The organism is Meridianimaribacter flavus (assembly GCF_004366715.1).
Taxonomy (GTDB): Bacteria; Bacteroidota; Bacteroidia; order Flavobacteriales; family Flavobacteriaceae; genus Gaetbulibacter_B; species Gaetbulibacter_B jejuensis.
Genome location: NZ_SOQZ01000002.1, coordinates 424,201 through 438,118, shown reverse-complemented (window position 1 = coordinate 438,118; position 13,918 = coordinate 424,201). Strand labels below are relative to the sequence as shown.

Here is a 13,918-nt window from a genome sequence, read left to right as displayed (position 1 = left end):
CCTTAGCTAAATAGCTAGGGCTTTTTCTTTTTCATTACATTTAAGAATAAATGTTTGATTATGAAAAAATCACTTGTTTTTACCTTAGCTTTGGTTGCTAACTTAAGTTTCTCTCAAATTTATTTTGAGGATAATGCATCTTTATTAGGACTCGGTGTTTCATGTGGTGATACACCAATAGGAAACGGTATTACGTTTTACGATTATAATAATGATGGTTGGGATGATATAACATTGCCATCACAATCAGGAAGTCCTTTACGGTTTTTTAAAAATATAAACGGAACTTTTGTTGAAGAAATTCTAATTTCTCCACAAATAACCTCTCAGGTAAAACAAGTCAATTGGGTTGATATTGATAATGATGGAGATAAAGACCTTTATGTGACAAGTAATGTGTCAGGAAATAGACTTTTCGTTAATAATGGAAGTATGAGCTTTCAAGAAGTTACTTCAACATGTGGTTTACCAACTAATAATATTTTTACTTATGGTGCATCTTGGGGAGATTATAATAACGATGGCTATCTTGATGTTTTTTTAAGCAATAGAGATGTTACAGGTGTAGTGCCAAATTATTTATATAAAAATAATGGAGATGGAACATTTGTAAATGTAAGTAATCTTGTAGGTATACTAGAAGTTAGCGATTTATCTTTCTGCTCTGCTTTTTGTGATTATGATAAAGATGGTTGGCAAGACATTTACGTGTCTAACGATAGAGTAGATAACCCAAATGTACTTTACAAAAACAATGGAGACGGAACTTTTACTGATGTTAGTGTTAACACAGGTACTAATCTTTACATCGATGCTATGTCTGTAACAGTAGATGATTATAATAACGATGGTTGGTTAGACATTTATGTAACAAATACACCAAGTGGAAATGTGTTGTTACAAAATAATAATGGAGAGATGTTTACCAATGTAGCTTCAACAGCAGGAGTGCTTTTTAATAGTATAGGTTGGGGAGCTGTTTTTTTGGATGCAGAAAATGACATGGATTTAGACTTATATGTAAGTGGAGAATTTAATGGTTCAGTACCTGGGTTTTTATCAGCAGCTTTTTATGAAAATAATGGTAGCGGTTATTATAGTTTACCATCAAACACAGGGTTTATGAACGATACTAGACAAAGCTTTTCTAACGCAATAGGAGACGTAAATAATGATGGATTTCCTGAAATAGTCGTTAGTAATGCAGATAATGAGAATATTTTTGTTTGGAGTAATCAAACAGTTTCTACTAATAATTGGCTAAAAGTAAAGCTTCAAGGAACAGTTAGTAATAGAGATGGTATTGGTTCTTTAATAGAAATTTCAATTAATGGAGAAAAGCAATATAGATATACGCTGTGTGGAGAAGGTTATCTCTCTCAAAATTCAGGAACCGAAATTTTTGGACTTGCAGACAATACAGTTGTTGACTATGTTAAAGTTACATGGTTAAGCGGTATTATTGATGTTATTGATAATGTAAATGCAAATCAAGTTTTAGAGATTATAGAAGGAGAAAATCAATTATCAATAAACGAAAACGAACAGACGACTTTTAGTTTTAATAACCCTGTGTCTGATGAGTTAATAATAAAATCTGCCCAAAATATAAAATGCGTAACATTATATAATGCTCTAGGTCAGGAGTTAATGCAATATAAAGCTTTAGCTCGTGAAGTGAGGTTAAATCTTTCACATTTAGAAAAAGGATGTTATTTTATAAAAATGGTAATAAACGATAACCTAAAGTCTTTTAAGATTATTAAAAGCTAAATGAACTAGAATTAAGTCTAACTATTCACTTAACGAAAATACCTTGTTCTTTGTCGAATTTATTGTTAATAAAAGTTTGTCTTATCTTTTTTTAATACATTTATATTGTTATTAATCAAATACCTAAATATACCATGAAGAAAATTACTTTATTGGCATTTTGCCTTTTTTTAACAAATATTTACGTTCAAGCGCAGTGTAATTTTACCAGTCAATTTCCGACAGAGACCTACAGTGCATTGAATTCAGGATCAATTGAACAAATCTCTAGTTGTAGCTCCTTTGGTGAGTTTTCTGTTGTTGATAACCTCAATATTGGAGATGAATATCAATTTGATGGAGATGGTGGTTATATCACAATAACCGATGCTGCTGATGGAACTACTGTTTTAAGTCATGGAGCATCACCATTAAGTTGGGTGTCTACTGCTGTTGAAGTTGAAGTGCATTGGGCTGAGAACGCTGTATGTGACATTGATTTTAATTGTCATGTAACTACAGTACAAAACTTAGATTCAACAGGACTTTCTAATGATGATTGTGCTACAGCTCAATCTATAATCCAAGAAACTGGTGTTGCAAGTGCAGGAGCAGCAAGTGCAACTTCAGGAACTATTGATTCAGCAACTAGTTCAGGTATGTCTGCACAAAGCTGTGGTGGAACGCCAAATGATGATGTTTGGTATTCTTTTGAAGCTTTAACATCTAATGTTACTTTAACTCTTGAGCTAGATAATTTTGATGGAATAATAGAATTATACTCTGGAAGTTGTGGAAGTTTGTCTGCTGTTAGTTGTGCTGATAATACAGAAGGAGGACCAGCTTTAGAAACAATTAACTCTACAAGTTTAGTTGTTGGAGAAACATACTATGTAAGAGTATTTCAATGGGGACCAGGTTCAACAACAGGAAAAACTTTTGATTTGAAGATTTGGTCTTCTGATACTTTAGGAGTTGATGAGGTTGAGAGTGAAAACGCTTTTACTTATTTCCCTAACCCAGTTAAAAATGAGTTGAATTTAAAAGCTCAAAGCAATATACAAAATGTATCTATTTACAACATGTTAGGACAAGAAGTTGTTAGAACTGCACCTAATAGTTTACAAAGTGAAGTTAGCATGAGCAACTTAAGCAATGGTGCTTACTTTGTAAAAGTTACTATCAATGATGTAACTGAAACTATCAGAATTATAAAGCAATAAAAATATAAAATATTGTATTTCAAAAGCCACCAATTAGGTGGCTTTTGTGTTTAGTTTAATTACCTTTGTGGTATATGAATGCACTTAATTTTTCATTTATAATACCAGTATTTAATAGGCCTGATGAGGTTAATGAGCTTTTAGAAAGCTTTACTTTGTTAGAAGGCGATTTTAGCTTTGAAATAGTTATTGTAGAAGATGGTTCTAATATTGACTGTAAAGGAATAGTAGCATCTTATATTGACAGATTGAATATTTCTTATTACTTTAAACCTAATTCAGGACCTGGAGATTCTAGAAACTTCGGAATGAAAAAGGCAAAGGGAAATTACTATATCATATTAGATTCAGACTGTTTATTGCCTAAACATTACTTACAAACGGTTAAAAATAGTCTAGATAACGAATTTGTTGACTGTTTTGGAGGTCCTGATGCGGCTCACCAGTCGTTTACATCACTACAAAAAGCTATAAACTTTGCTATGACTTCTTTTATTACTACTGGTGGAATAAGAGGAGGGAAGACAAAAGTAGATAAGTTTCAACCACGAAGTTTTAATATGGGATTGTCTAAGGCTGCATTTGAAGCTTCAGGAGGGTTTGGTGTAATTCATCCAGGTGAAGACCCTGATTTGTCAATACGGTTAATTAATTTAGGTTTTAAAACTAAATTAATTAATGAGGCATTTGTATATCACAAACGCCGAATTTCTTGGTCTAAATTTTACAAGCAAGTCAATAAGTTTGGATTGGTTAGACCTATTTTAAACCAATGGCATCCTAAAACAGCAAAACTAGTTTATTGGCTACCAACATTGTTTTGCTTAGGTTTTTTAGCTTCAATAATTTTGTTTGGTTTAGGAATTGACTTAGGACTAAAATTATATGCTTTATATTTTATAGTAGCCTTTATTTTAGCATTAATTAGCTCCAAAAGTTTGGTTGTAGCTATACAAGCTATTATTGCAATAGCAATACAGTTTTTTGGTTATGGTTATGGGTTTTTAAAGTCTACATTAGCTTTAAAGTTCACTAAGAAAACTCCAGAGCAGGTATTTCCTCATTTATTTTTTATGCATGGTTAGTAAACTAAAACATAAACTGCTAAAGTCAATAAAGAGTAAAAAACTCAATGTGTTTGGGTTGTTTCTGCTTTTAGCATTTTTGTTTTTGGTAATTTCAAAACTATCCAAAGAGTATACTGAGTCGGTTAATTTTGCAATTAAATTTTCAAATGTTCCTGAGCATTATGTGTTAACAAAAAATGACTCAGCCAATGTAAATGTAGTGATGAACTCTCATGGGTTTAATTTAATGCCTTTATACTTTTCAGATCATTCTTTAAAAGTAGATTTTGAAAAAGATCTAAGCTTGGTTGACGACCATTATATTTGGGTACCTAATACAACTGTCCATAATATAAAACCTCAGTTAGGAGATAAAGTTGAGGTTGTATCAATAAAACCAGATACTTTAAAGTTTTCGTTTCAAACGTTAGCAGTTAAAAAAGTACCTGTAGTTGTAGATTCTAAAATTTCATTCTCTTCAGGGTACGATTTACTGAACGGTTTAACGGTTTCTCCAGATACAATAAATGTTATTGCACCTCAAAATGTAATTGATAACATAGAGTTTATAAATACCAAATCACTTACTTTAAAAGATGTAAAATCTAATATCAACTCAACAGTTAATGTGCTTTTGCCAGAGGTTGATTATAACATCAAACTATCAGAAAATAAAGTCACAATAACTGGAGATGTTGAAAAGTTTACTGAAGGTACAATAGAAGTACCGTTGAATATAAATAATACGCCTAATAATGCCACAGTAAATTTTTTCCCTAAAACCGTATCTGTATTGTATTATTTACCTTTAAAAAACTTTAAGGAAATTAAATTACAAGATTTTAGAGTAGAATGTGATTACAATGAAGTTTCAGGAAGCAATCGTACGTTCTTAACGCCTAAAATTACCAGGTTACCTAATGTGGTTAAAAATGCCAAAATAAAACAAAGCAAAGTAGATTTTATCTTAGTAGAATGAAAATTGTAGGTCTTACAGGTGGTATTGGTAGTGGGAAAACAACAGTTGCTAAATTGTTTTCTGAATTAGGTGTGTCTATTTATATCGCTGATGTTGAAGCTAAAAAATTAATGAATAGGTCTAAGGTTATCCGCAGAAAGTTGATTGCGCTTTTTGGTGAAAAGGCTTACACTAACGAAGCCTTAAATAGACCTTATATTGCTTCAAAAATATTTAATAACAAAGAACTGCTTGAACAAATGAATGCTATTGTGCATCCAAAAGTAGGTGCGCACTTTAAGCGTTGGCTTAAAAAGCAGAATGGTGCATATGTTATTAAAGAAGCAGCTATCATTTTTGAAGAAGGTATGCAATCTCAATACGATTGTATCGTTTTGGTTACTGCAGATTTAGAAGAACGCATAAATCGTGTGTTACAACGCGATAATACTTCAAGAGAAAAAGTTTTGGCAATAGTCAATAACCAGTTAAGTGACGAAGAAAAAATTAAAAAATCTGATTTTGTGATAGTTAATAACAGTATTAAAGATACAAAAGCTCAGGTTTTAAAAATTCACAAATCATTGATAAAGTAAGTCAACAACTCAAATTTTAACATTTTTGTTAATGTAAGGTTAAAGGGTACAAAAACTAAATGTTAAAATCTTAAATTTGAACGATGGGCAAAAAGCTATTCATTTTAATGGTGGTTTTAATGAGTTTATCACTCATAGGGATTATTTTCGTTCAAGCATATTTTATTAATAATACGCTTATAAATGAAAAAAATCAGTTTACCTTAAATGTAAAACGTTCGTTAAGTTTTGTTTCAAAAGCAATTGAAGACAAAGAGTTCGCTGTTTTTGATAATAAACTTCAAGAGTTTATAGAAAAAGGAGGTAAGCCTGATACTACAGCACTGTCTGAAATAATCCTTAAGTATCAAGATAACGCTAATAACGAAACCGTAATTTTTAGAAACGGTATTTTAGAAGAAAGCTATAAAATCCCATCATTGTTCTTTGAAATAGGTTTAGATAGTATAAGTTTAAACAGGGTACAAAGCAATCAAGAAACTAAGGTATATAGCAATAATAATTTAACAGGAGAATTTAAGATTAGTCCTGAAAAATCATTTCAAAATATACAATCTATGTCGCCTTTGCAGCAAGCACATTTTATTGCAGCTACAAGAGAGCGTTTTAAAAATATTCCGGTTTATAAACGAATTACCAGCGAAGAGGTTTCAGGTTTTTTAAAAAAGCAACTTAAAAATAATGGTATTGATATCAATTTTGAGTTTGCTATTTATGATAAAGATTTGGCTACCAAAGTACAGTCTGATGATTTTGAAGTATCGAGTGCTACACTTGGTGTTCCCGTATTTTTAGATAATAATGGAGAAAGTGATTATAGACTTTATGTCGATTTTCCTGAGCGTAATAAGTTTTTGTTTTCAACCATTTTAAAAATGTTGTTGCTTTCAATAATATTTACAACAATTATTATTGTGGCATATTCAAGTGCTGTTTATCAGTTGATAAAGCAACGTAAAATATCACAGATAAAAACAGACTTTATCAATAACATGACGCACGAATTTAAAACGCCAATAGCAACAATTAATTTGGCTTTAGATTCAATTAAAAACCCAAAAATAATTGGCGACCAAGAAAAGGTGATGCGCTATTTGGGAATGATAAAAGACGAAAACAAGCGTATGCATGCCCAAGTTGAAAACGTTTTGCGTATATCTAAACTAGAAAAGAATGAACTTAACATTAGTAAGGATAGAGTAAAGTTGCACGACTTAGTAGAAGACGCAATTACACATGTAGAGTTGATAGTTGAAGATAGAAAAGGTTATGTAAAAACGCATTTAGAAGCTTCTAAATCATCTGTCTTAGCTAATGAAAGTCATTTTACCAATGTTATTGTAAACATTTTAGATAACGCTATAAAGTATAGTGACGATGCACCAAAAATAGATGTGTATACAGAAAATGTAGGCAATAACATACTATTAAAAATAGCCGACCAAGGTAACGGAATGTCAAAACAAGTTCAAAAACGTGTTTTTGAAAAGTTTTATAGAGAGCATACAGGAAATGTTCATAATGTAAAAGGTCATGGTTTAGGTTTGGCTTACGTAAAAAGAATAGTAGAAGACCATCAAGGTCATATATCAGTAGAAAGTGAAAAAGGAAAAGGTAGTGTATTTACAATTAAGCTGCCACTAATATCATAATTATGGAAGAACTAAATAAGAAAATTCTATTAGTAGAAGACGATCCAAATTTTGGAACTGTATTAAAGGATTACTTAACCATGAACGAATATACAGTTGTTCATGCTAAAAACGGAATGGAAGGTTTTGAGAAATTCAAAAAAGACGATTTCGATTTATGTATTCTTGATGTCATGATGCCTTATAAGGATGGATTTACGCTTGCTAAAGAAATTCGCGAAAAAAACGCTGATGTTCCAATCATTTTCTTAACTGCTAAAGCTATGAAAGAAGATGTTTTAAAAGGATATAAAGTAGGAGCAGACGATTACCTAAACAAACCTTTTGACAGTGAAGTATTGCTTATGAAAATTAAAGCAATTATGCAGCGTAAAGCAACAGACTCTGTAGCTGATAGCAAACAATTTGAATTTAAGATTGGTAAGTTTGACTTAAACTCTAAATTACGTTTCTTAAAATTTAATGGAGGAGAACCTGTTAAGCTTTCTCCAAAAGAAAACGAATTATTACGTTTATTGGCTTTACATGAAAACGATTTAATGCCAAGAGAATTAGCATTGACCAAGATATGGAGAGACGACAATTACTTTACTTCAAGAAGTATGGATGTTTACATAGCTAAACTACGTAAATACTTAAAACCTGATGAAAATGTTGAAATTTTAAACATACATGGAGAAGGGTTTAGGTTGGTTGTCAATCAAAACGCATAAATTATATAAGAAAGCCTATCGATTTTGATAGGCTTTTTTTATGATTTTATATTGCGCTCAATTGTAGCTATGATCTCATTGACATTGGTTTGGTAGTCAAACCAAAAGGTGTCTTTATTCTTTTTAAACCAAGTTAATTGGCGTTTTGCAAAACGCCTTGTGTTCTTTTTTATTTCTGAAATGGCAAAGTCTAAAGTCCATTCGCTATTAAAATAATTGAAAAGCTCTTTATAGCCTACTGTGTTTAATGCGTTTAAATGCTGTTTTGGTATCAAAGCTTTAGCTTCTTCTAGAAGGCCTTCTTTAACCATAATATCTACACGAGAGTTTATTCTATTATAAATTATCTCTCTGTCAGCAGTAAGTCCTATTGAAATGGTTTTAAACTGTCGCTGCTTTTTATTTTTGTTCAAAAAAGAAGAGTAGGGTTTGCCTGAACCAATACAAACTTCTAAAGCTCTTATTACTCTATGCGGATTCTCAAGGGCTATGGTGTTATATGCGTCAAGGTCTAATTCTTTTAATTGTTCTTGTAAGGTAATTAGTCCTTTAGTTTCTAGTACTGTGTTAAGTTGTTCTCTAATTTCTGGTTTTACATTAGGAAACTCATCCAAACCTTTGGTAGCAGCATCAACATAAAGACCAGAACCACCAACCATAATAACAACATCATGTGTTTGGTATAATTCAGAAAGTTTTGTAATAGCATCAACCTCAAAAGCACCTACATTGTAGTTGTCTTCAATGCTTTTATGATGAATAAAATGGTGTTTTGCTGTGCTCAATTCGTCTGCTGTTGGAGCAGCAGTACCTATTTGCATTTCTTTAAAAAATTGTCTGGAATCAGCCGATACTATTTCGGTATTAAAATGTGTAGCTAGTTTAATACTTAAAGCGGTTTTGCCAATAGCAGTAGGACCAACAATGGAGATTAGATATTTACTCATGTTCTAGCTTATTGCCACAGTTGTAACAAAAATCGGCTTTTTGCTTATGGTCGTCAACACCACAATTAGGACAAGGATAATCTTTTTCTAAAGTAAATAATCCTTTTTTCTTTCTGTTTTGAGCAAATTCAGCAGTAACAATTCCTGTAGGAACAGCAATGATGCCATAACCCAAAATCATGATTAGCGAAGCAATAACCTGACCTGTTGGAGTAACAGGATGTATATCTCCATAACCAACAGTTGTTAGTGTTACAATACACCAATAGATACTCACAGGAATACTTGTAAAACCATTAACCTCGCCTTCAATAACATACATTAATGAACCTAAAAGCACACAAACTACGAGTACAAAATAGATGAAAACAATTATTTTGGTTCTACTTGTTTTAATGGCTAAACGAAGTTCTGAGGCTTGACCAGTAAAGTGTACTAAGTTTAAAATTCTGAAAATACGTAAAAGCCTTAATGCTCTTACTACGGATAAAATTTGTGCACCACCAAAAAAGAACGATAGGTACATTGGTAGAATTGCTATAAAGTCGATAATTCCATAAAAGCTAAAAATGTATTTAGATGGTGTTTTAATGGAAATAATCCTGAGGATATATTCAATAGTGAAAAATACCGTTATAACCCATTCACAAATTAAAAGCACGTTGTGATACCTTTCGTCAACAGAGTCAACGGTTTCTAGCATCACCATAAGAACACTTAGTAAAATTAGACCAAGCAGGACAATATCAAAAGCTTTTCCTGCTACAGTGTTGGTGCCATAAATTATGATGTGCACCTTTTGTCTAAAAATATCAAATTTTGATTTCACTTTTATTATCTATTGACGCTAAATACCAAATCTACAAAATTATAGTTGAATGCTGTTGAGTACTCTGCTCTTTCTTAATTTACTTATTATTATTGCTTTTTCTTTAATAAAATAAGTGAGTTTTTTTGAACATCAACTATTTTCCCAAAAAAGGTTTTTAAACTATCATAATATTGAGGTTCGTAATAAGACTGAGTAAAATTAAATTTAAAATATAACAAAACAGAATTCTCATTTACAGTTGTTGTAAAGGTAAGTGATCCAGTATTGTTTGGTAGCTTTAAAACACAGTCTTCAGGAGTTTCTAAAATCTCATAAGCGTCACCAATTTCGAGCCTTAGCATATATAAGTAAGCATCTTTATAGCCGAAATCAATAGGGTAAGTTCTTTCTTGTAGTTTAAAAGGGTTTTCTGTGAAGAATTTAAATAAAAACGGATTTAAATAAATGTTATTAGCAGTTATATCACTTTCGTAAACAATTTCAAACTCTTCTTCAAATTCATAACTGGTTTTTCTTTCGCTGAGTACTTTATGGTCTAAGAAGTCAAGGTTTACATAGGTTTCTTTAAAATAATCTAAGTACTGATTGCTATTAGAGTAGTAGCTTCTTTTTAAAGGTAACCCATGGTATCCTGTGGATTTTGAAGAAATTATTCCTGAAATGTTAGCTTCAGCATCTATGCTAAGCTCAGCTTTATAAAATCTTGAAGATACTTTTTCATCACTAATATCTATCCATGAACTAGCATCTTTGAAGTCTAATAATCTTCCGTAGTGATTTAAACATTTAAATGGTATTTCTCCAAAGGATAAGTATTCATCAGTAGCGTCTAAAAAGTACTGCTCGTTGTTAATGGTTGCAGCTACAATAAGATAATTAAATTCAGAGATTACTGGGAAAAGCTTAGTAGGCAATCCATTATTTCTAGTAGAAATTAAAACAGGTTTAACATTGATGTCATTTTCTTCAAGTAAGTTATGAAGTAGGATATTGATTTCTGAAGCACTACCAGATTTTTCCTTTATTAAATTTTTTACTGAAGTGTCTTTAAACAGGTTGTGTTTTCCATTCCACGTATAATTGTTTTGTACGTACTCGAGAATTTTAGAGGCTTTTTTTAGTTCGTCATTTTCATTTATGATACTATCGCTTAGTAAATTTTTTAAACCACCACTTTTTCCTAATTGACGACCTATGTTATTATCTGTTTTTAGTTCTTTATCTGTCGTTTTCCAGTTTTTTGTGATATTATCAACTCTTCCATCAAAACCTCTAAACACTTTAAGTTCATATTCAATCCTAGATAAATAATTACTTTTTGTGGTCATGTAATCTTCTTCAATAAAGGCTGGTATATCTTTCATTATATATCTTGTATCTGTACAATTAGCATAACCACCATTTCCAACTGATAAGCAGTTGTGCCTTATGTTGCTGTCTTGGTGAAACAGTTTTAAAAACCCAACCAGTTTAATGTTGTATTCGTAGTTACCAGGAATGCTAGTATTATACTCGCTATAAAGTTTAGGAATATTTTCTTGAAAGCTCCATCCTTTATATTTGAAAACAAATGGAGACTCTAATGTGTAACTATAAATAATTACAGAACCTTCCTTAATATTTGGAAAAGTAGATTTTACTATAGTATAGTTTTCGTTATATTTTTCTTCAAATATTTCACTGTTTTTAAGTTTAGTTTTAGTGACCGAACCATTTTCAATATTGTATGTGGTAGCTCTTAAATCAGATACTTTTTCCTTTTTGTTTTTGTTGTTGTATAGAAATATTTCCAAATTGGCTTTATCAAATCCGTTTCGGTTAAAAATCTTTACCTTTTTAGTGATTTCGGTTTTAAGTTTAAAACTATTTTTATCTATATAGCTGTTACCATATTCATAAATAACCAAAGCATTAGCAGTCGAGTCCTTTTCGTAATAATTTGTTTCTAGATCTGCTTTTGTTACAGATGCGCCTTCGGAGTTAAAAACAGACTGACCATTAAATGTAAAAGAAGTAAAAAATACAAGTACTAAAGCGAAGTATTTCATTTAGTGTTGATTAAGGTTGATGATTTTTAGATTCTTGTTTTTTCGTAAGTAGTTTTGAATAATATGCTGAGAGTCTCTATTGTTTTCCATTGGAGTGATTAAAGACTCTAATACATCCATATTGGTAATTTGATAGTTTAAATTGAAGTGTCCTAAACCGTTGAACAATCCGTTTTTTATCAATACTACGCTACGCTCATCAACTTCTCGTCCTTTATCAATAATAAGCATATTCTTGTTTGTGTAACTGTTTTTATCAATTAATTGCTTTACACGATTGTTGTAGTCAGTAACATCTTCTTCTTGTATACAAGCTCCTGAGCATTGTTTTATAGTATAGTTAAAGCAATTACTTTTTGTTGGATATACACCAGAAAGCTTTTGACAAAGTTGAAATTCTTCAATAGCTTTAAAGATAAAATGTTTTGCACTTTGCTTATTACTAAATGTGGTAATTGCATGCTTTCTACCATCGGCTTTGTCAATAGTTAGGTTAATGTAACCATTGTCATCAGTAAAACTATATAGCGCATAATTAAAAATGTGTCTGCGTAAAGCTCTATTAAATAAAGGCTTGTTCTTTTTTATTTCCTGAGATTCTTTTAGTAAGGCAATAAGTTCACTGCCAGTTTCTTCATAAGTTACAGCTGCTGTTTGTAGTTGAATTTTTTTAGACTTAGAACTGGTGTTGGTAAAATGTTGGCTAATTCGGTTTTTTATATTGTTGCTCTTGCCAATGTAAATGATTTCACCATCTTCATTGTGTATGTAATAGACTCCAGTACTGTTAGGAAGTTCGTCAATTATACGCTTTAAACTAGGTTTTAGTTTTGATTTTGCTTCAACTTGTATTGCATCTTGAACAATAAATTTTTCAAGGTCTTTGGTCAATAACATTTTAAACAACTTTACAGTTGCCATAGCATCACCAGCAGCTCTATGTCTGTCGCTTACAGGTATTCCCAATGATCTGGTAAGTTTGCCTAAGCTATACGACTCTTGACCAGGAATAAGCTTTTTAGATAACTCTACAGTACACAACGTTTTTCGCTTGTAACCAAAACCCAAACGCTTAAATTCGGTTTTTAAAATACGATAATCAAACTGCGAATTGTGAGCAACAATAATACAATCTTCGGTTATTTCAACAATACGTTTAGCAACCTCATAAAACTTAGGAGCATTTTTGAGCATGTTGCTATTAATGCCTGTAAGGTTTACTACAAAAGGTTGAATTTCTCGCTCAGGATTTACAAGACTTATAAACTGATCAACTACTTTATGACCATCAAATTTGTAGATTGCAATTTCGGTTATACCTTCTTCATTGTACTTTCCACCAGTAGTTTCTATGTCGAGTATTGCGTAAATTTGTTAAAAGTTAAAAGTTAAAAGTTAAAAATAGTTTTGCTCACTGCTCACTGCTCACTGCTCACTGCTCACTGCTCACTGTAATTTCTAGCTCCAAATATACTACTTCCAACTCTAATCATGGTACTTCCGTTTTTAATGGCAAGTTCATAATCGCCACTCATTCCCATTGAGATGGTTTGTAGGTTACAATTTTCAGTTTGAAGCGGCTTTAATGCTTCAAATGTAGTTTTTAGGAACTTAAACTCTTTTTCAATTTGATTGGTATCTTCAGTAAAAGTCGCCATACCCATTACTCCAGTAATACAAACGTTTTGTAGTGTTGAAAATGCTTCAGAAGTTATTAATGCTTTAGCGTCGTTTGCAGACATACCAAATTTACTGTCTTCTTCTGCAATTTTAATTTGAAGTAAACAATTAATAGTTCTATTGTGTTTTTGAGCTTGTTTGTTTATTTCTTTAAGTAACTTAAAGCTGTCTACACCATGAATGAGGTTAACAAAATCAGCCATATACTTTACTTTATTTCGCTGAACATGACCAATCATATGCCATTCAATATCTTTTGGCAATTGCTCGTGTTTGTCAACCATTTCCTGAATTTTATTTTCACCAAAAATGCGTTGACCGCAATTGTAAGCTTCCGTAATAGCGCTTACAGGTTTGGTTTTTGAAACAGCTACCAAAGTAACATGTTCAGGAAGTTGAGATTTTAATGTATTTAGATGTTCTGAAATTGTCATTATTGTTTCAATACTT

12 protein-coding genes are annotated in these 13,918 nt (G+C 31.4%); 7 read left to right on the top strand and 5 right to left on the bottom strand.

From position 1 onward, the window contains the following. Positions 1 to 60: 60 nt before the first annotated feature. From A8975_RS06830 to A8975_RS06800, 7 genes are all read left to right on the top strand, one after another. Positions 61 to 1,773, top strand: a complete 1,713-nt coding sequence (locus tag A8975_RS06830; protein WP_134199308.1) for an FG-GAP-like repeat-containing protein — start codon at positions 61 to 63, stop codon at positions 1,771 to 1,773. A gap of 134 nt (positions 1,774 to 1,907) precedes the next feature. Then, positions 1,908 to 2,975 carry a T9SS type A sorting domain-containing protein gene (locus A8975_RS06825; protein WP_134199306.1) on the top strand — a complete coding sequence of 356 codons (1,068 nt, stop codon included), beginning with the start codon at positions 1,908 to 1,910 and terminating at the stop codon, positions 2,973 to 2,975. Between the two features lie 74 nt (positions 2,976 to 3,049). Then, positions 3,050 to 4,060 carry a glycosyltransferase gene (locus A8975_RS06820; RefSeq protein ID WP_134199304.1) on the top strand — a complete coding sequence of 337 codons (1,011 nt, stop codon included), beginning with the start codon at positions 3,050 to 3,052 and terminating at the stop codon, positions 4,058 to 4,060. Continuing rightward, on the top strand, positions 4,053 to 5,021 hold the full coding sequence (locus A8975_RS06815; protein ID WP_134199302.1) for a CdaR family protein: 969 nt from the start codon (positions 4,053 to 4,055) through the stop codon (positions 5,019 to 5,021). The genes A8975_RS06820 and A8975_RS06815 overlap by 8 nt, the downstream gene beginning before the upstream one ends. Further along, positions 5,018 to 5,596, top strand: coding sequence for a dephospho-CoA kinase (gene coaE, locus A8975_RS06810; RefSeq protein ID WP_134199300.1), 579 nt, complete (start codon positions 5,018 to 5,020; stop codon positions 5,594 to 5,596). Before A8975_RS06815 ends, coaE begins: the two co-directional genes overlap by 4 nt. An 83-nt stretch (positions 5,597 to 5,679) precedes the next feature. Beyond that, positions 5,680 to 7,248 (top strand): sensor histidine kinase, encoded by a 1,569-nt coding sequence (locus A8975_RS06805; protein ID WP_243832956.1) that lies wholly within the window; start codon positions 5,680 to 5,682, stop codon positions 7,246 to 7,248. 2 nt (positions 7,249 to 7,250) lie between these two features. Continuing rightward, positions 7,251 to 7,961: a response regulator transcription factor gene (locus tag A8975_RS06800; RefSeq protein ID WP_129760330.1), complete on the top strand. Its 711-nt coding sequence runs from the start codon at positions 7,251 to 7,253 to the stop codon at positions 7,959 to 7,961. A 38-nt stretch (positions 7,962 to 7,999) separates the two neighbouring features. Here the strand turns inward: A8975_RS06800 and miaA are convergent, their stop codons facing one another. The 5 genes from miaA to A8975_RS06775 all read right to left on the bottom strand — a co-directional run bounded on the left by miaA (position 8,000) and on the right by A8975_RS06775 (position 13,902). After that, positions 8,000 to 8,908: a tRNA (adenosine(37)-N6)-dimethylallyltransferase MiaA gene (gene miaA, locus A8975_RS06795; protein WP_134199298.1), complete on the bottom strand. Its 909-nt coding sequence runs from the start codon at positions 8,906 to 8,908 to the stop codon at positions 8,000 to 8,002. Beyond that, complete coding sequence (locus A8975_RS06790; protein WP_131507122.1) at positions 8,901 to 9,746, bottom strand: ion transporter; 846 nt, start codon at positions 9,744 to 9,746, stop codon at positions 8,901 to 8,903. The genes miaA and A8975_RS06790 overlap by 8 nt, the downstream gene beginning before the upstream one ends. 80 nt (positions 9,747 to 9,826) lie before the next feature. Further along, a complete protein-coding gene (locus A8975_RS06785) occupies positions 9,827 to 11,788 on the bottom strand; it encodes a DUF3857 domain-containing protein (protein ID WP_134199296.1) in 1,962 nt (653 codons plus the stop codon). Then, the gene (locus A8975_RS06780) at positions 11,789 to 13,159 is read right to left on the bottom strand and encodes an exonuclease domain-containing protein (protein WP_131507118.1); all 1,371 of its coding nucleotides are present in this window, start codon (positions 13,157 to 13,159) and stop codon (positions 11,789 to 11,791) included. A gap of 68 nt (positions 13,160 to 13,227) precedes the next feature. Next, on the bottom strand, positions 13,228 to 13,902 hold the full coding sequence (locus tag A8975_RS06775; protein WP_134199294.1) for a YggS family pyridoxal phosphate-dependent enzyme: 675 nt from the start codon (positions 13,900 to 13,902) through the stop codon (positions 13,228 to 13,230). Positions 13,903 to 13,918: the final 16 nt, after the last annotated feature.